The sequence below is a fragment of the Candidatus Pseudothioglobus sp. uisw_070 genome, assembly GCF_059512545.2.
Window position 1 is genome coordinate 121,081 of the sequence record NZ_CM183456.2, and the last position, 19,033, is coordinate 140,113.

Here is a 19,033-nt window from a genome sequence, read left to right on the forward strand (position 1 = left end):
AGAAACCTCGACTATGAGTTGGTGGACATCAGTTTTAGGCGGGGCGCTAGGCTATATGATTGGCGGCCCACTTGGTGCGATGCTCGGTGTTGCATTCGCGGGTAACCTTTCAAAAGGCAAGTCTAATTTCCGTGGTTCTGCTTCAGATTATATGCCTGGCGACAAGCAGCGCGTTCAAGCAGCATTTTTTAGTAGTGTATTTTCAGTTATGGGTTACATTGCCAAAGTAGATGGTAAGGTATCAAAGTCTGAAATTCTTCTAGCTCAGCAAGTTATGCAGCACATGCAGTTATCTGAAGATATGCAAAAAGCTGCAAAAGAGCTCTTTAACCAAGGCAAACAACAAGATTTTAACCTAGACGAAGTGCTTGAGCAGTTTCGCACCGAATGTCATAGGCGCACACACCTAGTCCGGATGTTTTTAGAGATTCAAATTCAAGCGACATATGCAGATGGTGTGTTCGATGATAAAGAGTATGACGCTCTTAAATATATTGCTCAAAAACTGCGCTTCCCTATTCATGAACTAGAGCGACTTATTCAGCAGTTTTCTGTTGCGAGTGGCAAATCTAGCAAACTAACAATCGATGATGCATACGTAATATTAGGCGCTGATAAAAGCCTTGCTGATAAAGAGCTTAAGCGAGCCTACCGGAGACTATTAGCTCAGCACCATCCTGATAAACTAGTTGCTAAAGGCTTACCAGATGAAATGATAAAATTAGCAAATGATAAAACTCAAGAAATCATTAGTGCTTATGAGCTCATTAAAAAGCACCGTGGCATGCGCTAATTAAGTTACACCACTCGTATTAAATGATAAAAAAATCAGTCAAGTTGTTAGTGGGTGGATTTATTGCGTTAACAATAATCGCCGCACTAGGTCATAGAGTAATTATTCCAAAGTTAATACCATTATCAGACCTACCCACTCCATCAGGCATCTATGATGTTGGAACAAGAATATTTGAATGGACCGATGACTCACGTGACGAGTGGTTTACAGAAGAAAAAGATGACAAACGACGCATGATTGTTCAGGTTTGGTACCCAAGCGAAGATACAAATTCAGATCCAGTTCCATACTTGGTGTCAGCAGATAAGTGGCTACCAGCTTTAAGTGGTATTCTGGAGATCCCCCAATTTCTTTTTAATCATTTACGAAACATAGCTACGCATTCAGTCCTTGACGCATCTGTGAATAAACAGATAGAAGAGGCCCCTTTGGTTCTTTTTTCGCACGGCATTTGGGGTATGCGTTTTCAAAATACAGCGCAGTTCGAGGCGCTAGCGAGTAGGGGCTATATTGTTGCTTCTGTAGACCATGCATATGACGCAAGCCTTACACTTTTTAAGGACGGAACCATTGCAGATTTTAGGTCTGGATATGAAGGTGAATTAAGTGAAGATGAGTTTTGGGCTTTACGTAATCCACAGCTCAAAACTCGAGTAAGTGATATTCGTTTTATGATTGACACTATCGGCATCAAAAAGCATAAGGGGGACGAAGTTTGGTCTGTTGTTGATATGGAGCATATTGGTGCTTTTGGTCATTCTTATGGAGGAGCAACAAGTCTAATTGCCAGCATCCAAGACGAGCGTATTGACGCCGCAATAGCACTTGATGGGTGGATGATACCAGTGCCACTTGATATTATTGATAGCGGCTCTGATAAGCCTTTTTATTATATTGGCAGGGAGTCATGGCCTGATCCACTTAACTACCAGCAGCTTAATAAGTTTCTTGATAGCAGTTCAAGCCAATCAACTTTATTTTTAAAAGGGACAGAGCATTTTGATTACTCGGATGCGCCTCTTTTTTCGCCTTATATGCAAACACTTGGCTTGTCTGGTGAAATTCCTGCTCATGAATTAGCTAAAAAACTTGAGGATGAGATTGTTGGCTTTTTTGATAACCATCTAAATCATGAATCAAAAATTTAGATAAGTGGATAACAGTTCTCGTAATGACAAAATGAAATAAAATCTTAGTATAAATAGAATTGTTTCTTTGATAGGAATGCTTAATAGAAAAATATGAATAAACTCTTAACGCCGTTAACTTTTCCACGAGGGCTAAGCATTAAGAATCGTTTTATGCTCGCACCCTTAACAAATACTCAAAGCTATGAAGATGGGGTACTTTCAAATGAAGAGTTCAATTGGCTTACTATGAGAGCAGCAGGAGGCTTTGGTTTAACCATGACGTGCGCAGCTCACGTGCAGGCCCAAGGAAAGGGATTTCCAGGTCAATTAGGTGTCTTTTCTGATGTTCACCTAGAAGGGTTAAAAAGATTAGCGTCAACAATAAAAATGAATGGAAGCGCTGCTATTTGCCAATTGCACCATGCTGGGATGAGGTCACCAAAAGAGTTAATAGGGCAAATTCCCGTTTGTCCTTCTGACAATAAAAAATTTAAAGCTAGAGCGCTTAGCCTCACAGAAGTTGAAACTCTGAGAGATGATTTTATTAAGGCTGCAGTTCTTTCAGAGTCAGCTGGATTTGATGGAGTGGAGCTTCATGCTGCACATGGATATATCCTTGCGCAATTCTTAAGCCCAGAAATTAATCAAAGAGAGGATGCTTATGGACAGGGCCTTAATAATCGTTGCAGGCTGCTTTATGAAATCATTGATGGCATAAGAAAAGAGTGTAACAAAAATTTTATGATTGGCGTTAGGCTTTCACCTGAAAGGTTTGATATGAAATTAGCAGAGGTTATTATTATTGCTCAAGAGCTTATGACTTCGGGCAAGATTGATTTCCTAGATATGTCTCTTTGGGACGTCTTTAAAGAGCCAGAAGAGGAAGAGTTTAAAGGCAAGAGTCTCCTCTCTTACTTCACCGAACTTGAAAGAGGAAATACACGCCTTGGAGTTGCTGGAAGTATAAGAACGCCTATAGATGCAGAGCGAGTGATGTCTGAGGGAGTGGACTGGATCATGCTTGGAAGGGCGGGAATGTTGCACCATGATTTTCCAAAATTATATGAAGATAACCCACGGTTTTCACCTGTAGAGATTCCCGTTACCAGAGATTACTTATTGCAGGAAGGGCTTTCAGATAAATTTATCAACTACATAAGTAAATGGGGATTCACCTCAGAGCTAAGCAAAAATGCAGAGTAACTAATCACATGGCAAGAGGGCAAAAATCATTTAGGCATTCTAATAATGGTCCAGCAGTTACCGATGATGAAATTTATATGATGGTAATGCTTTATACCTATCAACATAAAAGCATTGATTATCTTGCTCGGAAATTTAACGTCAGTTCACCTGTAGCTAAAGAAATTATCATTCGAAGTCGTTTTGGAGGGGCTTGTGGCTAGGATAAATATACTACCTCTAATTATTTTTATTCTTGCAGGCCAAGTCTATGCAGACAAAAATGATTTATTCCTTGAGGGATTAGAGGGGGTTGTCAGGATTGATTTTTCGGATGGAAGTATTTATAAAGGACAAGTTGATGAATGCTTAATTGAATTGACTAAAGTAACTTGTATGTCTGGAATGGGGGTTTATGACTCCATAGATGGCTCAAAATATTTTGGAGGTTTTAAGGATAATAAGCCCAATGGTAATGGTTTATTTAGACATCTAGACGGCCAAACCTATGAGGGAAATTTTAAAGATGGGGCTATTCATGGTAAAGGCATTATGACCTACTCAGATGGCCAGAGGTATGAGGGCGGCTTCAAAAATAATATGCGCAATGGCTATGGCGTAATGACCTATCCAGATGGCCGAAGGTATGAGGGCGGCTTCAAAAATAATATGCGCAATGGCTTTGGTGTCATGACCTATCAAGATAGAGGGAAATATGCAGAGGGCAGTAGCTATGAAGGAGAGTGGTTAGATGACGAGCGAAATGGCCAGGGAATTATGATTTATTCAAATGATGGTAGGCGCTTGAAAGGAGAGTTTAAGGATAATGTTTTTATTAACTATAATTAGAGATTTAAGATAATTTGGAGATGAGCTAGTGGACATAAAAATTATATATTTTGATTTACCTTTTTGGCGTGCTGAAATATCAAGACTACCTCTGTTCATCGCAAATATAGACTTTGACGACTTCAGGCCTAGTGATGAGGATTGGGATTATGCTAAAGAGAATGGGAAAATGAAGGATGGCACAAAAATCCCATTCAGTGAACTGCCCGTTCTATCTATAAATGGTGAAAGCATTGCGCAAACAATGGCAATTGCAAGAATATGTGGCAAGCTTGGCGGAATGTATCCGGAGGATATTATTGAGGCGGGCAAGGTCGATCAAATCGTTGTTGCTGTTGAAAATATTAATGCACTTTTAAGTCCGTCTATGAAAGAAAGTGATCCATTAAGAAAGAAGGTAATGCGAAAAGAGTTGACCTCTAATGAGCTGCCAACATACTTTGGTTATTTACAAGATATTTTAGATGCCAATAACTCAGGTTGGTTTGTTGGAGACAGTATGACTATTGCTGACCTTGCAGTTTGGAGTCTTTTGGGATGGATCGCTTCGGGCGTTATTGATGATATCTCAGCGGAGGTTATTCGCCCATTTGATGGCTTGGTCAGACTATACAACCAGATCAATAAAAATCCACGCGTCAGAACCTGGAAAATTAAGACCTATGACCATGATAAAGTTCGAGATGATGAGTATAGCTTTGGCGTTCCAGACAGCATATAAAGAGAGCTAATTGAGCTTTCTTGAGTCATCAAGGTAGGGGAGTTTATTACGCACTGATGATATTTCAGCGGTGTTGATCTCTCCTGTGATAACTTTTTCAGTTGTTCCAGCGTTTACAACATCAAGCCCATCTGGCCCAATAATTTTGCTCTCACCCATAAAATTGATGCCATTTAAGCTTCCAGTAGAGTTGGCATAAATCACATATATTCCGTTCTCAAATGCCCTAGTTCTGCAATTATAAAGAGCTGCAGCTGGCCAAAGGGATGACTGGCCGGTTGGAGTGATAATCAATTCAACGCCTTGTAGAGCTAATTTACGAATGATTTCTGGAAACTCTAGCTCATAACAAATGACGATCGCAGACTTTATCCCATTGACCATAATGATCGAACTCTTGCTGCCTGGTTTAAATATCTTTGATTCATCGGCAGTAGGCGGCAGCATTTTTTTGCGATGGTTTGCAAGAGACAGGCCCTTACTATCAAAATACTGAGCTGAGTTAAACAGACTGTTTTTGAACACTTCTGGATATCCATAAAGAATGGCAGTTGAATACTTTTTTGCAAGTAGGCTTATTTTGTTTGCGAACTCACCATCACTCTGCTCACAAAACTCTTTGATTTTCTCAAAGCTCCCGTACCCTGAAAGAAATAGCTCAGGGCAAACGATTAAATCTAGCCCATCAGTTTGCTGTAATTTTTCCTCTAGCCTTTGAATCCTTTTAAAAGGATTTTCATCGCGCATTTTGTATTGAAATATGCCTGCACTAATTTTCATTTTTTGCTCGCGTTTTACGAATCTTTTTGATCCAATTATAGGGCTTTATAACAATCCAGTAAATCCATACGGGGGAACCAACGATATAGAATATATGCCAATAAACATTGTAAAGATCAAACCAACTAATAATTATTTGATCATTAAGCTTTGAGTAGGTTGTCGCAATGAAAAACGAAAACAGTAACCAGAAAATACTGAAATAAAAAGCAATTCGTGTTTTTAAGGAGAAACTTATCATTAGAAAAAATCAACTATAGGGCTCTGAAGATAACTATAATTTAATTTCTAATTTTATAGGGACTTTTGATGATAAAAACATTGCAGATAAGCGAGAAAGAGGCCTGGGATTTGGCATTTAATGCTTTAATAAATAACCAGACTTCTGATGAGAATGCAAAGGAAGTTGCTGACGCCTTAATCAACGCTGAGTTTGATGGCCAGGCTGGGCACGGCTTATCGCGAATACCTTCTTATGTTGAGCAGGTATTGTCTGGTAAGGTCGCTGGCAATGTATCTCCCTCGCTCTTAAGTTCAAAGGGGAGCGTTATTCGAGTTGATGCCAATCATGGCTTTGCATTTCCTGCGATCTCATTAGCCCTTAGTGAAATAACAAAGACTTGCAAGAGCTTTGGTATTGCCGCTGCAAGCATTTCTCGCTCGCATCATTTTGGCCAGGCTGGAAGGCATGTTGAAAGACTCGCTGAAGATGGTCTTATTGGATTGATGTTTGGTAATACGCCTAAAGCAATTCCGCCATGGGGTGGATCAAAACCCTTATTTGGAACCAATCCGATTGCATTTGCTTCGCCAAGAGAAGCTGCTCCTCCATTAGTCATTGATATGAGCTTAAGTAAGGTAGCGCGCGGCAAGGTGATGGTGGCCAACCAACTCAATGAAAAAATTCCAGAGGGCTGGGCTATAGATAAAGAAGGCAGGCCAACAACGGATGCAAAAAAAGCACTTGAGGGGGCAATGCTTCCTATTGGAGATGCCAAGGGGAGTGCGCTTGCACTTATGGTAGAGATGCTTGCAGCTGGACTTACTGGCTCTAACTTTGGCTTTGAGGCGAGTTCTTTTCTCAACGCTGAGGGTGATTCACCAGGTGTTGGTCAGTTAATTATTGCAATTGACCCTAGTTTTTTCTCTGGAGAGAGTTTTGCAGAGAGAACTGAAACCTTAGTAGGTGCAATCCTTGAGCAGCCATCAACAAGGCTTCCGGGTGACAAGCGCATTGAAAAAAGGAAGGTGCGAGAAAAGTCACAAACGATCACCATCTCCAAAGATCTTTACGAAAAAATTGAGTTATTAACTGCGTAGTTTCATTGACTTATGAGTTTTTATAGCTCTTTTTGAATTATAGACAAGATGCATCTTAAACTATATAATCTACTTCGTATAAATTTATTATTATAAGGAAGCATGATATGAGTTTTTCAAATTCAAATCTAACCAAGACAGCGCTGAGCGCTGTCTTAACAATGTCACTCGGTTTTTCCCTGAGCGTAAGCGCGGACGACTCAGAGCAGATCAAGTCTTCGCTGATGAGCAGAATGACCAGTTCGACTGGCTCTTTTATCTCAACAGGTATTGGCGCACTACTCAGCCCTAACTTTAATACCGTTGAGGTCAGTACCAACCTAAAAGAGGGTGACTCATCGGTTAACATTGGTGTCCTTAGAGCTTTTGGTGACAACCCAAACTCATTCATCTTTAACCAGATCAACCTTAATCGTTTTGATGATAGAACCACTTTAAACCTTGGCCTTGGTTACCGAAGACTGAATGCAGACGAGACATTGATGGGTGGCGTTAACGCTTTTTATGATCTTGAATCTCCAGACTTTCATAAGCGAAATGGTGTTGGTTTTGAGCTTATTAGTTCAGTCCTAGAGTCAAGAGTAAATGTATATAACGGAATAACTGGGTACGTTGTTGACAAAAGTGGCACACCCTCTAAAGCCCTTGATGGAAGAGATATGGGATTTAAGGTAGCGCTTCCATATCTCCCTGGAATGATGTTTGGAATGAATGCATTTTCTTGGAAAGGTATTGATGGCATGAAGGATAAAAAGGGTAGGAAATACTCTTTAGGTGGAAACCTCTCTGATAATCTATCTCTAAGCTATGTGCGCACTGATTATACAACTGCTACAACGAAAGACAGCAACAGCATTAACCTGAACTACACGTGGGGCTTTGGCGTAGAGAATACAAAACCAAAACTATTTGAACTCGCAAGCTCGGCTTACGAGCTTAAAAAGCTTGGTGATCAGCGCTATGACCTAGTCAAGCGCGAAAATCGTATTGTCAAGAAAAAATCTGGCGTTCTAACGGTGAGTGGTTATTAAACAGTGAGTGGGTATTAATATGAAAATATTAAACTTAAATAAATTATCACTATTAATTGGACTGTTTTTAATCTCGATTGCTTTTTCAACTGGTGCACAAGCAAATTCTTGTGTTAAAGATGCTAATGGGGTTATAGAAACCGCTGCTGGGAATTCAGATAATCAAGTAAAAGCTACTAATGGTGAGCAAACAGCCTTTACTGATGCATGTGTTGATACACCTGATGAATATAAGCTTACATTTTTATAAGTTAGGACTTTGGCCGACACATCATTTAACGATCTCTCCAGCTGCAAGTATGTTATTAATAGTGCCGCGGGCATTGAGCATACTATATCGGGGGCTGCTGAAACCCCGATGGCCATACCAGAATTTGTAATTGATCCAGGAACCTACCCCTACATGGTTGTTCTCATAAGCGCTAAGCTTGCGGTCAAGCACAGCTTTCAAACGTCCAATGCGATTGATGGAGCGACAGGGTCTGGAGTATATTGTTGGACATCAAATGCAGGCTATACCGGCTACACTTCTGAGAGTGGAGTATCCGTAACTGGACATGGTAATTCAACAGATGGAAGTACGCAAATGCTTGAGTGTGGAGCTGCAGCTGGAACAGCTGTTTTCTCACATGAGGTAATAAATAAACTTAACGGAGACACCTGCGCTGCAACTTGGGTAGCAAATGGTGACAGATGGCCAGTTGTAGATGATGATAATAATGTGGAAACTGTTGGAAATGGAACTGCTGTTATTAACCTACTTCAATCGAATGATGCGTTTGCTACAGGTTGTGTCAACGTATATAAGATACTATGGACAACAAACCTTACAACACCATATGTAGTCACTGAAAACTCAAGTTTTGGTCTTTTGGTAAAAACAACTAATGCGATCTCTATAGATTTTAGTAGTGACCCTAATAATAAAGATATCATCAAAGCCGGTGCAGACCCTGTCCAGCTTTTCTTAACAGTTACTGACTAAAATTTTGATGGCGGGTTTTCTAGCTCAAGCTAGACCTTCCGCCATCAACTGCAATTATTTGACCCGTCATCCAAGAACTCTCGTCGCTCAGTAGAAATTTAGCAATTGATGCCGAGTCTTTGCCTTCACCAAGTCTTTTAAGTGGATGCGCCTTAGCTAGAGCTTCAGCAACAACTGGGCTCTTAAGCATTGACTGAGAAATTTTTGAATCTGTTAGGCTCGGAGCAATACAGTTAACGCGAATACTTGGCGCAAACTCTGCGGCAAGCGTTACTGTTAGACCCTCAATCGCTGCTTTTGCAGTTGCAATAATTGTATGGTTGGTGAAGCCTTTTTGGGCGGCAACGGATGAGAATAAAACAATTGACCCATTATTTTTCTTTAACTCTTCTTGGTAACCCTTAATCGACTCAATTGCCGAGTAGAGGTTTAATTTCATGCAGTTATGTAAGTCACTTTCGCTCACTCTTTTAAGCGGCTTTAGGTCAATCGAGCCAACGCAGTATGCAACGCCCTTGACATCAAAGTCTGAGGTATCTGCTTTAACCTTGTCTATAAAATTTTCCTCTAACACGTCAGCAACAGAATAAGTGCAGCCAAGTTTTTCTGATAATGGCTTTAATTCATCCTCATTTCTGGCAATTAAATGCACTTCATGATCTGAGTTTATAAGCTGTTCGGCAAGGCTTGATCCAATAGATCCGGTAGCCCCAAAAATTAGATATTTATTTGACATATAAGTTTTTTAAATGAGTGAAAAGAGAAGCTCATTATTTTAGCAACTATTAATCACTAAAGATATTATTTGGATAACTATTTTGTTTATACTTTATTAATTCTTCAAATTAATTTGCTTTTATTTATGAAAAAACTATTTACTATCTTATTTCTATCCATCGGCTTGATTAGTCCATCTTATGCCGACACAAAAGTTTCAGAAGATGCAATTAGATGTTCAGCGCTTATTTATATTCAGCTTACTAGAACAGAGATGGCTGGACTCACTGCAGGTGAAGAAATAATGAATAGAATTTATGCCTATCACGCCATTGATGGAACGGATATGGAGATGACTAATGGTCAAATTGTTGCCGCTCAAACAGAGGCCATAACTACGCTCTCTCAAGAGTATATAAAGGGTGCGAATCTTGCAGTAGAGTACCGTCACTGTATTTATTGGATGACAGATATTGCCAACTTTATTAATATCAGTGAGTATGTTTCTCCAGAAAATCAAACTGAAGAGTCAGATGCTGCGGAGATGGCGCTCTTTTTATCTGCGCCGACAGAGTCCTCTGTCACAACCTTTAAAAATCCTATTGAAACATGGGGGCAGCAGGTTGATTTAGGCTTTGCATCATGGGCTTCACAGGAGTTAAAGGTGCCCTATAAAGAAGCTATTCTAAGTAAAGTAAGTGAGAAGTTCGAGTAGATTTTTTCCAATTATAGGTACTAAAAGAATGGATAAGAAAACTAGAGATAACGCTGCGATGATGAATGGCCTCTATTGGTGGGGCGTGCCAACGCTTTTTCGTTGTCCTCATAATCCTGAGACTGAGGGCTGCGACATTGCGCTTGTTGGCGTCCCTCATAGCACTGGAAACGGAACTACTCAGCGCGATCAGCATTTGGGCCCAAGGGCAGTCAGAAATATTTCTGCTCAGGGCAGACGCGGCCATCTTAAGTTTGGTATCTCCCCTTGGGAGATGTGCGAAATTAGAGATTTTGGTGATGTTCCTCTGCCTGAGGCTAATAACAATGAGAAGTGCATTGAGCACATAACTGAGTTTTATGAGATTATTGCTGAGTCTGGCGTTAGGCCAGTTTCAATTGGGGGAGATCACTCGATTACTGGCGGAATCCTTCAGGCAATTGCAGGTCCAAAGTCCAAACTAACCGGCGGTAAGAAGGCAGTGCTTGTTCACTTTGATGCACACACAGATGCGTTTCATCAGCTCGATCATTTTTTGGGCGCGGTTAAATCAGCTGCTCATTGGGCGAGTTATTTAGTTAGAGATGGCTTTGTAGATGCTTCAAAAAGTATTCAGGTTGGAATAAGGGGAAATACTCGAACCCTAGACTGGCTTAATTCCAGTTACGAGCTGGGTTATGAGATTATCACTAAAGATCAGTATGACGAGTACGGCGTTGAAAAATGTATTGAGATGATTCAGGAGCGTGTTGGTGACTCGCCTATTTATGTTACCTTTGACTTGGACTGTTTGGACGTCACTGTGGCGCCAGGTGTTTCAAATTTAGAGCCGGCAATTGAAGGCTTTAAAATGCCTGATGTACTTCAAATGCTTCAAGGTCTTCGGGGTAAGAACGTCATTGGAGGTGACGTCGTTTGTCTTATGCCAACGGTTGATTCACCCAACCAAATTACAGCGCATGTTGCCAACGCAATCATGTTTGAAATAGTGTGTTTGATCGCTGACAATATAGGCAAAAAACCGTAACTTATTTTTGTATAGCTTATGATAAAGCACTGCGTATTTCTTAATTTTAAATCTGAAACAAGTCAATCCGAGCAATTTGATGTTTTTGAGGGCCTTTCAAATCTCAAGAATCAAATTGAAGGTTTGGTTGAGTTTGAATATGGAAATAATCTAGATTTTGAGCAAAAATCAGCCGACTTTAATTCTGGCTTTATAGCAAGCTTTGAGAGTCATCAGGCGTTGCTTGAATATAACGAGCATCCAGAGCATGTCCTTCTTGGAAGTAAACTAGTTTCAATGTGCAAAGAGGGGCGTCAAGGGATTATTGTTTTTGATATACAAACTTAACCCTTGTAATTTTCAAGGTGAATATCTAGCGCCTTAGTTGAAATTAATGTTTCGAGCAGCGCAAAAATTAATGATGCTGACAGCATTAAAAGACCAAAGCCAAAAATATAATATGCAAGAGAAATTTGCTCGATGTAAAAACAAATAATTGTCATTAGATTGAAAATAAAACTTACAATTCCAAAGACCTGCATCCTTTTAATATAAGTAACGCGTTTCTTGAGGATATCCAGCTGCTCCTCAGTATGTTTAGTCTTGGACTCATCACTACCCTCAGTTGTCATTGCCCTAATAAGGACACTTAGGGAATGAAGGCGATTTGTATAGGCTACAAAGAGTAAAGAAATTGCGGGGAAAAGCAGTGCGGGTGTTGTCATATCCATAACGCCCTATTTTAATTAGTAATCAACAGCAATGGACTTAAATCCTAATTTAGTAAGACTAGTTTTAAAGTTTTGTTGACTTTATAACGCTTAATAGTTGATCGATATCTTCCTCATCATTATAGATATGGGGAGATATTCGGATTCCATGACTTCTAAGATCAACACTAATATTATGCTCTTTAAAATTCTTTAACATTTTCTGTTGGTTGCTACCAAAGTCTAATATCATCGTGCCACCTCTAATTGCCTCTTCCCTTGGAGAGACGAATTCTAAATCAAGCGCATTTGCAGTCTTTTCAATTAAGAGCTGGTTGTGTTTTCTTATATGTTTTAAACCAATATTAGTAAAGTAATTTATGCTGTGAGTTGCTATGGCGTAGGGCGCAATTGATGGAGTGCCTCCCCAAAATTTAAGTGCACTATCATGATAACGGAAATTATGAATATCAAACTCAAATGGATTCTCATGGCTAAACCAGCCTACATCTTTTGGATTGCAAGAAGCCATGCGATCGGAGTTAACCCATAAATAAGCAGCCCCAGGACCGCCACATAACCACTTAACACTTGATCCAATCATAAAATCTGGATTTAATACCTCTAGGTCTATTGGCACAACGCCCACAGACTGGGCAATGTCTAAAATAGAGATGATATTTCTAGATCTTGCCATTGAAAGCACCTGTGAGATTGGCGACAGCTGACCTGTATTTGAGTAAGCGTGACTGACAAACACTAAATCAACATCCTTAGTCAGATACTCGTCCCACACGCTTGTATTCGTTATATCAATATTAGAGGGAATAAATCTAATCTCGCAGTCTTCAGGTAATGATTTTTGTAAGGCAAAACCCATTCCTGGAAAGTCAATTTCACTGACCAAGATGACGCAGTTTTTACTTTGAGTTCGGTCTAAAGACATCAGTATTTTAGTTAGTCCACTTGATAAATTAATTTGTGGGCAGAATTCAGATTGCTTTGCATTAAAGAGTTTCGCTAAAGAGGCTGTAAAATCATTAATAATTTCAAGCCATTTCTCCCAAGGCTCGTTAAGTGAATTTTTCCAAGGAGTATAAAGCTGCTCTGAAAAGTTTTTTTCAGATGTTTTTAACGGCCTTCCAACAGAGTGATTAAGGAGATAATTTGCTTTTGTTAAAATAAAATCCTCTTTAAAGTTAGGCTTTATTTCATTCCCATTAGGTAGCAAACGTTTTTTGAGGAGCGCAATATCAGCAAAGCGCGTTCGTATATCGCTGCGATCAGCAGCTGCCCTTCGATCCCTTAATTTTTCAAGTGAGTCTAGTAAAACTTTTAATGGCGGACCGCTCGCGGTAATAGTACTAAGTTGAGATTCTTTAAGGCCTGTTGAGGGCTGCGCAATATATTTCTCAACGAGCTGATTATGATGCTGAGTTGCAGCGTCACCATGAAGCTGACAAATTTTAAGGAACAGGGTGAGATTATCCTTGTACCACTTTTTAGAAGAAACGTCAGCACTTAGAAAATCATCCATAATGCTGGTTCTTCTCATGCAGTCTCTAAGAATGCTTTGATCTTCTGGGACCATATATAGAAATTTATCAACGAGCATTTGTGAATATGCGGGCTCATTAGCAAAGCAAAGTCCAAGCAAAATATCAATAACATTTATTCCTGCAAAATCACCTGCATTTGCTCCTCGATAGACCTGAAATCCAACATGATAGGGCTTATAGTAGGGACGAACGCAGTAAAAGAAGTCATCAACGCTAAGCTTATTAAATAATGCAGCATTAGATTCAATGACTTCTTCAAGCGCCTTTTTAACGACTACTAATAGTTCAGGACACATCGGATGCGAAATGCCTAGTGGATGCAATTTAAGTAATGCGTCAGCGGCTCTTTTATAGGCAAGAATTGCTTTAGTGTTGTAATCAAGAAATAGTTTTTCAGCAGGCAGGTTTGTAAAGCTTTTATATACTCCATCAACTGCCTTATTATGTGTTGAAAGGTGCGCAGTAGCAAAGCGAGGCGTAACACCAATTGAGGCGCCTATATTCATAGCAAGTCCTGATGCCTCTTTTAATGGTGAAGTGGATTGTTTCGCAGGGTCAGTTATTTCATGTCTTCGACATGCCGCCATATAGAGGCCTACATTGCCTAATAAATCGAAAGCATTATCAAAGCCTTCATCAGTATTTCCTTCAGATAAAAGCGTTTTAATTATCTCTCTGCCTTCGTCCTCAAGAGCTTGTTTTAAATCGTCACCAACAGACTTGATATTAGTGCGTTCAATTTGATTTGAGTACAGAACTTCAAGCTCTGAATTTAATTCAACAAAGCGATTTCTAATCCAGTAATCAAAGGTCTGCGAGTTTGGAGTCATTTCTAAGGTTATTTATATAAAAAAGTCATAATATCATTATTTATCGAGTTTTAATCACTAAAATTAACTAATAAATAGTATAATAATAAAGATATTCAATAAATTAAAGTATATTATTATTGAATATCGCTAATTTATTGGAAATTAAGAATGAATACTAATATCGATACTAAGGATTTAAGCATTTTATCTATTCTTCAGAATAGGGGAAGAATAGCTATTTCAGAGCTGGCTGCAAAATTAAATATGTCCGATACGCCCTGCCTTAGAAGAGTTAAAAAACTTGAAGAGGCTGGAGTCATTAGTGGATATAGTGCAAATGTAAGTCCTGAAGCGATGGGCTTTAATGCAATGGTCTATGTCTTTATAAGGCTGACTGAGAATTCAAATATCAGCGCTGATTTATTTGAAAATGCAATGAAAAAATTACCAGAAGTGCTAGAGTGCTCTGTAATAACTGGCTCACATGATTATCTTTTAAAGATTATTGCAAATGATTTACTTGGCTATGAAAGTTTTGTTAAAAAATCGCTTGGTAGTTTGACGTGTATTGCCAGTATTGAATCGACGGTAGTATTAAAGCAGACATTTGCTAGAGGCGAGGTTCCAATAGAGATAATAAACTAATGAAATAACTAAGAGAGGAGATAAAATGGAAATCCAACAACTAGAACCACAATTAGAAAGTATGCAAGAAGAATATGAAAAGGCTCAAAAATTTAAAGAGTATGTTCAAGGCATATTCATAGAGAATAACTCTCAAGAGGAGTTTAAAAGAAGAGTAGATGCAATCTTTAATGAAACATTTAAGGATACGAGGTTATGACACTTGCCAAATATAATACGAAAAATGGCTCTCCAAATGATAGGCGCAAGAGAAAGAGAGCTTTAGAGCAAGAGTTAGAGGAGCTGCGTATTAAGAGTCGCAGTGATAAAGATCTTCGTGAAGAGCTTGATCTTCTTAAAAATGAAGAGAGTGAGTAAAAATAACTTTTACTTCATTCTCTGGATTCTATTTAACGTAATAGTTAGCGTTATCTTTTTGGCTCTGATCTACTAGTCAAATTTTAGTGAGTATGAGGGAGCAATAGTTTTTTCTTAATACTAATTTACAGCAGTTACTAATCCACAGCTTTGATTTGCTGGAACTGATACTTTTATTTTTTTCGGCATGCTTAGCTTTAAATTGTTTACATTTTTAATAAATGTTTGTTGATCAAAGGATTCTCTAATCATTGAGTTAAACTTCTTCTCTTCACCAATGGTACTAACTGATAATCCGTTGTAATCATGTGCTGGATATACTTCAGTAGTATCAGGAAATTTAAAAAGCTTATGAATTGATTCATAAAGAGATATGGCTGAACCTCCTTGAAAATCACATCTTCCAGTACTTCGTATAAATAATGCATCACCAGTAAGGATTTTATTACCGATCTTATAAGACATGCATCCTAATGTGTGCCCTGGGGTTTCTATTGCGGTAATATCATAATTACCAATCGAAAGAATATGGCCTTCGCCCGCCATAATATCTGAACATGCTTCAGCGTCAACATTCTCCATGCCTATAACAATTTTAGCTTTAGGATAGAATTTTTTTAAAGGACACGCACTGGTTATATGGTCAGCGTGGATATGCGTTTCAATAATAAATTTTAAGTCTAGATCTAGCTCATTTAGCAAAGCTGTATCTCTGTCAATCATGATGTCTACCGCGTCTACAATTGCGGCTTCTTTAGAATCACTGTCTGCTATAAGATAGGTGTAAGTACAACTTTCTCTTTCAAATAGTTGTTTGAAAATTAAACTCATATTATTGGACTCAATATACTGGAATTAAATTATTAAATAAATATTAACACTCAACACATAAATTTAAGGTACATTTTTTCGGTGTGTATATAGTAATCATACAACTTTAATTCAGATGCTGCAAGACTATCTAAAACAATAACAACATTTTGATGATTTTGAAGGACGCTTCCAGGACAGAAAGAGGATATAGGGCCTTCAACTAAATCTGCAACTGCTTTACTTTTGTGTTTACCTAGGCCAATGAGAATAATATTGTCAGCATTCATAATTGTTCCAATACCCATGGTCACTGCTATGGATGGCTGAAACTCCTTATCATCAAAGAAGCGCGCATTGTTTGCAACCGTATTTTCAGTTAGCGTCTTTACTCTGGTCCTTGAGCTGAGGCTAGAAGTAGGCTCATTAAATCCAATATGCCCATTTGTACCTAAGCCTAATAATTGAAGATCTACTCCCCCAATTGATTTAATCTTGGACTCATAATTTTCACAACAAAGCTCATAATCCTTATTAAAACACTCAGGAATATAAGTATTTTTCTTATCGATATCAATGTGATTAAATAATTTATTGTTCATATAATGACGATAGCTTTGAGTGTGTCCTGGCTTTAAACCAACGTACTCATCTAAATTAAAAGTAGTAATATCTTTGAAGCTTAAGCCATCAGAATTATGCTTTTTAATTAAGCTCTCATAAGTTAAAAGAACAGAGCTGCCAGTCGCAAGACCAAGAGCTGCATTTTCTTTATTGACTATAAAATTTTCAATAAATCCTGCAGCAAAATTGCTCGCCTCTTTTTCACTTGGAAGAATAACGACTCTCATGACGCTTCTTGTTTTAGATGTTTGCCAGCAACCCAAACATTATGAATGTTAAAGTCAAGGTCAAAGTGGGCAAGGTCAGCCCGATAACCTGATTTCAAGGAGCCAAGATAATTTCCAACACCTAGGTATTCTGCCGGATAACGTGTTGCCATTGCGATAGCATCATTCAATGGGATATTGCAACTAAGATAGGCATTTTTAATGGCATCAATTTGTGTTATTGAGGAGCCAGCTAATTTGCCTTCTGAATTAATAAGACGGCCATTGGATTCACTAACTACTTCATCATAAAGCTCAAAAGAAGGCTCACCATGATTAATTGTGGCCATAGAATCTGAAACAAAAAATAGTTTCCCTTTAGGTTTTTGATTGTAAGACATCTCAATTAATGATGGATGGACATGATGTAGGTCAGCAATAATACTGGCTGAGGTGTTATCAAAATTTAATGCTGAACCCACAACACCAGGTTCACGTGCTGAGATTTGCCCCATCGCATTAAAGAGATGCGTAAAGCCATCAAGTCCATATTTAATTGCTTCTTCTAGCTGATCATAGCTCGCATCAGTATGGCCCGCTAGAATTTTAAAGCCAAGTGATTTAAGGTGCTTTAATTGTTTGATAGAAATGCATTCTGGGGCTAATGTAAGCATCACTGGAAAGCCTTGTAGGCTTTCAAATAAGTTTAAGTAATCATTGTTTATCGTATTGATATATTGTTTTTGATGAACCCCTCGATATTTAACATTAAAGAAGGGGCCTTCAATATGAAGCCCTAGGAGGGATTTATTATTATTAATCTCACTAGATATTGTTGAAGTACATCTTTTAAGAACATTCAATGAGTCACTAATAACAGTTGGCATTATGCTGGTCGTACCAAAGTGTTGATGGGCCATTATTATTTCATCTAAGCTCTCTTTATCGGGCGAGTTATTAAACAGTTTTCCACCACCACCATTTACTTGAAGATCAATAAATCCTGGAGAGAGGATGCCACCATTTAATTTTTGAATTTTGAAGTTATCTTGAATAGAATTCTCATTGACAATATCAATAATTTTTTCACCATCAATTAGGAGTGCTTTTTGATCAAAGAATTCATTGCCAGAAAATATTTTAGCACCGGTGATTGCTTGTTTCATCCAAGCTCCACAACATAGTCATAGCGATCACCACGATAGTAAGATTGAGTATATTCAACAACTCTTCCGTTAGAATCCTTGCCTCTTCTTTCCACAAACAACACTGCACTACCTGGCTTGATTTCAAGTTTATCTGCTAGGTTGTCATCTGCTATGATGGCATGAATATTTTGTTTTGCAGTAACTGGATTCATATTCTTGGATTCAAGTAACTCATAAAGTGAGTCATCAATTGCAGATGTTATAGATATGATTGCTGCAGGTATTACAGCAATTTCATAAAGTAATGGCTCATTAACTAAGTACCTTACTCTATTAAGGCGATGAACATATTCATCCTCATCTAAATTTAAAATCAAGGCCTCCTTAGCGCTTGCTTTACCTTCTTCACGCAAGATGGTTCTTGAGTAAGATTCGAGACCCCTCTTTTTCATATCCGCAGTGAAGCTGTTTAGCGATGAAAGATTCTTATGAAGAACTAAATCAACACTTTCAGCAACAATCGTTCCAGCACCCTGGCGTTTATTGAGAAGCCCTATTTCTACCAGCTGATCGATTGCTTTGCGAACAGTAATTCTAGACATATTAAGCTTAGCTGCTAATTCTCTCTCTGGCATTAAAGCGTCTCCAGGCGCTAAAAGACCTTGTTGAATTGCCCTATTAAGTGATTTAGATAATTGTTTATATAGCGACTCTGGCCTGTCAGTAGAGGGCATTAAAAAATTAACTAGATTGTTGATATCATCCATTAGATATAAATAAAATAAAATATTGGTACTAAATTGGTACTATTATATTCTATCTTAATTTAAAAAGTAAATTTTTTATAATAAATTCAATATTAAGTGAAAGGAGCTAAATTATTTGTCTATTTTTTCTAATTTAATCCTTTATATAATGAGATATCTAAGG

24 protein-coding genes and 1 pseudogene are annotated in these 19,033 nt (G+C 38.4%); 16 read left to right on the forward strand and 9 right to left on the reverse strand.

Annotation, left to right across the window (positions count from 1 at the left end; genetic code table 11):
• The first annotated feature begins 13 nt into the window (after window positions 1-13).
• The 6 genes from djlA (at window position 14) to AC5YGD_RS00590 (ending at window position 4,678) form a co-directional block, all read left to right on the forward strand.
• On the forward strand, window positions 14-793 hold the full coding sequence (gene djlA, locus AC5YGD_RS00565; protein ID WP_496141626.1) for a co-chaperone DjlA: 780 nt from the start codon (window positions 14-16) through the stop codon (window positions 791-793).
• Between the two features lie 23 nt (window positions 794-816).
• Entirely contained in the window at window positions 817-1,944 is a 1,128-nt protein-coding gene (locus tag AC5YGD_RS00570) for an alpha/beta hydrolase (protein ID WP_496141627.1), read from the forward strand.
• Window positions 1,945-2,037: 93 nt separating this feature from the next.
• Window positions 2,038-3,129, forward strand: a complete 1,092-nt coding sequence (locus AC5YGD_RS00575; RefSeq protein WP_496141628.1) for an oxidoreductase — start codon at window positions 2,038-2,040, stop codon at window positions 3,127-3,129.
• A gap of 8 nt (window positions 3,130-3,137) precedes the next feature.
• Window positions 3,138-3,332, forward strand: coding sequence for a hypothetical protein (locus AC5YGD_RS00580; protein ID WP_496141629.1), 195 nt, complete (start codon window positions 3,138-3,140; stop codon window positions 3,330-3,332).
• Window positions 3,325-3,957, forward strand: a complete 633-nt coding sequence (locus AC5YGD_RS00585) for an MORN repeat-containing protein (RefSeq protein ID WP_496141630.1) — start codon at window positions 3,325-3,327, stop codon at window positions 3,955-3,957. The genes AC5YGD_RS00580 and AC5YGD_RS00585 overlap by 8 nt, the downstream gene beginning before the upstream one ends.
• A 28-nt stretch (window positions 3,958-3,985) precedes the next feature.
• Window positions 3,986-4,678 (forward strand): glutathione S-transferase family protein, encoded by a 693-nt coding sequence (locus tag AC5YGD_RS00590; protein WP_496141631.1) that lies wholly within the window; start codon window positions 3,986-3,988, stop codon window positions 4,676-4,678.
• A gap of 6 nt (window positions 4,679-4,684) precedes the next feature.
• On the opposite strand, the gene AC5YGD_RS00595 is transcribed toward AC5YGD_RS00590, so the two are convergent.
• Window positions 4,685-5,458: a nitrilase-related carbon-nitrogen hydrolase gene (locus AC5YGD_RS00595; protein ID WP_496141632.1), complete on the reverse strand. Its 774-nt coding sequence runs from the start codon at window positions 5,456-5,458 to the stop codon at window positions 4,685-4,687.
• 309 nt (window positions 5,459-5,767) lie between these two features.
• Between AC5YGD_RS00595 and AC5YGD_RS00600 the strand changes: the two genes are divergently transcribed.
• The 4 genes from AC5YGD_RS00600 to AC5YGD_RS00615 all read left to right on the forward strand — a co-directional run bounded on the left by AC5YGD_RS00600 (window position 5,768) and on the right by AC5YGD_RS00615 (window position 8,794).
• Window positions 5,768-6,778 (forward strand): Ldh family oxidoreductase, encoded by a 1,011-nt coding sequence (locus AC5YGD_RS00600; protein WP_496141633.1) that lies wholly within the window; start codon window positions 5,768-5,770, stop codon window positions 6,776-6,778.
• A gap of 107 nt (window positions 6,779-6,885) precedes the next feature.
• A complete protein-coding gene (locus AC5YGD_RS00605; protein ID WP_496141634.1) occupies window positions 6,886-7,809 on the forward strand; it encodes an inverse autotransporter beta domain-containing protein in 924 nt (307 codons plus the stop codon).
• 19 nt (window positions 7,810-7,828) lie between these two features.
• Window positions 7,829-8,059, forward strand: coding sequence for a hypothetical protein (locus AC5YGD_RS00610; protein ID WP_496141635.1), 231 nt, complete (start codon window positions 7,829-7,831; stop codon window positions 8,057-8,059).
• A 9-nt stretch (window positions 8,060-8,068) separates the two neighbouring features.
• Complete coding sequence (locus AC5YGD_RS00615) at window positions 8,069-8,794, forward strand: hypothetical protein (RefSeq protein WP_496141636.1); 726 nt, start codon at window positions 8,069-8,071, stop codon at window positions 8,792-8,794.
• A gap of 19 nt (window positions 8,795-8,813) precedes the next feature.
• Here AC5YGD_RS00615 and AC5YGD_RS00620 read toward each other — a convergent pair whose 3' ends face one another.
• Entirely contained in the window at window positions 8,814-9,530 is a 717-nt protein-coding gene (locus AC5YGD_RS00620) for an SDR family oxidoreductase (protein WP_496141637.1), read from the reverse strand.
• 126 nt (window positions 9,531-9,656) lie between these two features.
• Here AC5YGD_RS00620 and AC5YGD_RS00625 point away from each other — a divergent pair, with 126 nt between their 5' ends.
• The 3 genes from AC5YGD_RS00625 to AC5YGD_RS00635 are packed head-to-tail and all read left to right on the forward strand — an operon-like array spanning window position 9,657 to window position 11,580.
• Entirely contained in the window at window positions 9,657-10,226 is a 570-nt protein-coding gene (locus AC5YGD_RS00625) for a hypothetical protein (RefSeq protein ID WP_496141638.1), read from the forward strand.
• 28 nt (window positions 10,227-10,254) lie between these two features.
• The gene (locus AC5YGD_RS00630; protein ID WP_496141639.1) at window positions 10,255-11,253 is read left to right on the forward strand and encodes an arginase family protein; all 999 of its coding nucleotides are present in this window, start codon (window positions 10,255-10,257) and stop codon (window positions 11,251-11,253) included.
• 18 nt (window positions 11,254-11,271) lie between these two features.
• On the forward strand, window positions 11,272-11,580 hold the full coding sequence (locus AC5YGD_RS00635) for a Dabb family protein (protein WP_496141640.1): 309 nt from the start codon (window positions 11,272-11,274) through the stop codon (window positions 11,578-11,580).
• On the opposite strand, the gene AC5YGD_RS00640 is transcribed toward AC5YGD_RS00635, so the two are convergent.
• The 3 genes and pseudogenes from AC5YGD_RS00640 to AC5YGD_RS00650 form a co-directional block, all read right to left on the reverse strand.
• On the reverse strand, window positions 11,577-11,963 hold the full coding sequence (locus tag AC5YGD_RS00640) for a DUF2721 domain-containing protein (protein ID WP_416687184.1): 387 nt from the start codon (window positions 11,961-11,963) through the stop codon (window positions 11,577-11,579). The genes AC5YGD_RS00635 and AC5YGD_RS00640 overlap by 4 nt on opposite strands.
• Before the next feature lie 64 nt (window positions 11,964-12,027).
• Window positions 12,028-13,173, reverse strand: a complete 1,146-nt coding sequence (locus AC5YGD_RS00645; protein WP_496142375.1) for an aminotransferase class V-fold PLP-dependent enzyme — start codon at window positions 13,171-13,173, stop codon at window positions 12,028-12,030.
• A pseudogene (locus AC5YGD_RS00650) lies at window positions 13,171-14,331 on the reverse strand (PrnB family protein); the annotation flags it as partial. The gene AC5YGD_RS00645 and the pseudogene AC5YGD_RS00650, both read right to left, overlap by 3 nt.
• Window positions 14,332-14,481: 150 nt before the next feature.
• On the opposite strand from AC5YGD_RS00650, the gene AC5YGD_RS00655 reads away from it, so the two are divergent.
• Genes AC5YGD_RS00655 through AC5YGD_RS00665 form a run of 3 tightly spaced genes read left to right on the forward strand, consistent with a single transcriptional unit; the run spans window position 14,482 to window position 15,315 of the window.
• Window positions 14,482-14,958, forward strand: coding sequence for an Lrp/AsnC ligand binding domain-containing protein (locus tag AC5YGD_RS00655; RefSeq protein ID WP_496141641.1), 477 nt, complete (start codon window positions 14,482-14,484; stop codon window positions 14,956-14,958).
• A 25-nt stretch (window positions 14,959-14,983) separates the two neighbouring features.
• Window positions 14,984-15,157, forward strand: coding sequence for a hypothetical protein (locus AC5YGD_RS00660; RefSeq protein ID WP_496141642.1), 174 nt, complete (start codon window positions 14,984-14,986; stop codon window positions 15,155-15,157).
• The gene (locus tag AC5YGD_RS00665) at window positions 15,154-15,315 is read left to right on the forward strand and encodes a hypothetical protein (protein WP_496141643.1); all 162 of its coding nucleotides are present in this window, start codon (window positions 15,154-15,156) and stop codon (window positions 15,313-15,315) included. The genes AC5YGD_RS00660 and AC5YGD_RS00665 overlap by 4 nt, the downstream gene beginning before the upstream one ends.
• A 120-nt stretch (window positions 15,316-15,435) precedes the next feature.
• Here the strand turns inward: AC5YGD_RS00665 and AC5YGD_RS00670 are convergent, their stop codons facing one another.
• The 4 genes from AC5YGD_RS00670 to AC5YGD_RS00685 are packed head-to-tail and all read right to left on the reverse strand — an operon-like array spanning window position 15,436 to window position 18,870.
• Entirely contained in the window at window positions 15,436-16,146 is a 711-nt protein-coding gene (locus tag AC5YGD_RS00670; RefSeq protein WP_496141644.1) for an MBL fold metallo-hydrolase, read from the reverse strand.
• Between the two features lie 50 nt (window positions 16,147-16,196).
• Entirely contained in the window at window positions 16,197-16,976 is a 780-nt protein-coding gene (gene nagB / locus AC5YGD_RS00675) for a glucosamine-6-phosphate deaminase (protein ID WP_496141645.1), read from the reverse strand.
• Window positions 16,973-18,121 carry an N-acetylglucosamine-6-phosphate deacetylase gene (gene nagA / locus AC5YGD_RS00680; RefSeq protein WP_416652231.1) on the reverse strand — a complete coding sequence of 383 codons (1,149 nt, stop codon included), beginning with the start codon at window positions 18,119-18,121 and terminating at the stop codon, window positions 16,973-16,975. Before nagA ends, nagB begins: the two co-directional genes overlap by 4 nt.
• Window positions 18,118-18,870: a UTRA domain-containing protein gene (locus tag AC5YGD_RS00685; RefSeq protein WP_496141646.1), complete on the reverse strand. Its 753-nt coding sequence runs from the start codon at window positions 18,868-18,870 to the stop codon at window positions 18,118-18,120. Before AC5YGD_RS00685 ends, nagA begins: the two co-directional genes overlap by 4 nt.
• Window positions 18,871-19,033 lie beyond the last annotated feature (163 nt).

Bases quoted from the DNA above. Each gene is read 5' to 3' on its own strand.
- djlA (WP_496141626.1), top strand. From the start codon at position 14: ATGAGTTGGTGGACATCAGTTTTAGGCGGGGCGCTAGGCTATATGATT.
- AC5YGD_RS00570 (WP_496141627.1), top strand. From the start codon at position 817: ATGATAAAAAAATCAGTCAAGTTGTTAGTGGGTGGATTTATTGCGTTA.
- AC5YGD_RS00575 (WP_496141628.1), top strand. From the start codon at position 2,038: ATGAATAAACTCTTAACGCCGTTAACTTTTCCACGAGGGCTAAGCATT.
- AC5YGD_RS00580 (WP_496141629.1), top strand. From the start codon at position 3,138: ATGGCAAGAGGGCAAAAATCATTTAGGCATTCTAATAATGGTCCAGCA.
- AC5YGD_RS00595 (WP_496141632.1), bottom strand. From the start codon at position 5,458: ATGAAAATTAGTGCAGGCATATTTCAATACAAAATGCGCGATGAAAAT.
- AC5YGD_RS00600 (WP_496141633.1), top strand. From the start codon at position 5,768: ATGATAAAAACATTGCAGATAAGCGAGAAAGAGGCCTGGGATTTGGCA.
- AC5YGD_RS00605 (WP_496141634.1), top strand. From the start codon at position 6,886: ATGAGTTTTTCAAATTCAAATCTAACCAAGACAGCGCTGAGCGCTGTC.
- AC5YGD_RS00610 (WP_496141635.1), top strand. From the start codon at position 7,829: ATGAAAATATTAAACTTAAATAAATTATCACTATTAATTGGACTGTTT.
- AC5YGD_RS00620 (WP_496141637.1), bottom strand. From the start codon at position 9,530: ATGTCAAATAAATATCTAATTTTTGGGGCTACCGGATCTATTGGATCA.
- AC5YGD_RS00625 (WP_496141638.1), top strand. From the start codon at position 9,657: ATGAAAAAACTATTTACTATCTTATTTCTATCCATCGGCTTGATTAGT.
- AC5YGD_RS00630 (WP_496141639.1), top strand. From the start codon at position 10,255: ATGGATAAGAAAACTAGAGATAACGCTGCGATGATGAATGGCCTCTAT.
- AC5YGD_RS00635 (WP_496141640.1), top strand. From the start codon at position 11,272: ATGATAAAGCACTGCGTATTTCTTAATTTTAAATCTGAAACAAGTCAA.
- AC5YGD_RS00640 (WP_416687184.1), bottom strand. From the start codon at position 11,963: ATGGATATGACAACACCCGCACTGCTTTTCCCCGCAATTTCTTTACTC.
- AC5YGD_RS00655 (WP_496141641.1), top strand. From the start codon at position 14,482: ATGAATACTAATATCGATACTAAGGATTTAAGCATTTTATCTATTCTT.
- AC5YGD_RS00660 (WP_496141642.1), top strand. From the start codon at position 14,984: ATGGAAATCCAACAACTAGAACCACAATTAGAAAGTATGCAAGAAGAA.
- AC5YGD_RS00665 (WP_496141643.1), top strand. From the start codon at position 15,154: ATGACACTTGCCAAATATAATACGAAAAATGGCTCTCCAAATGATAGG.
- AC5YGD_RS00670 (WP_496141644.1), bottom strand. From the start codon at position 16,146: ATGAGTTTAATTTTCAAACAACTATTTGAAAGAGAAAGTTGTACTTAC.
- nagB (WP_496141645.1), bottom strand. From the start codon at position 16,976: ATGAGAGTCGTTATTCTTCCAAGTGAAAAAGAGGCGAGCAATTTTGCT.
- nagA (WP_416652231.1), bottom strand. From the start codon at position 18,121: ATGAAACAAGCAATCACCGGTGCTAAAATATTTTCTGGCAATGAATTC.
- AC5YGD_RS00685 (WP_496141646.1), bottom strand. From the start codon at position 18,870: ATGGATGATATCAACAATCTAGTTAATTTTTTAATGCCCTCTACTGAC.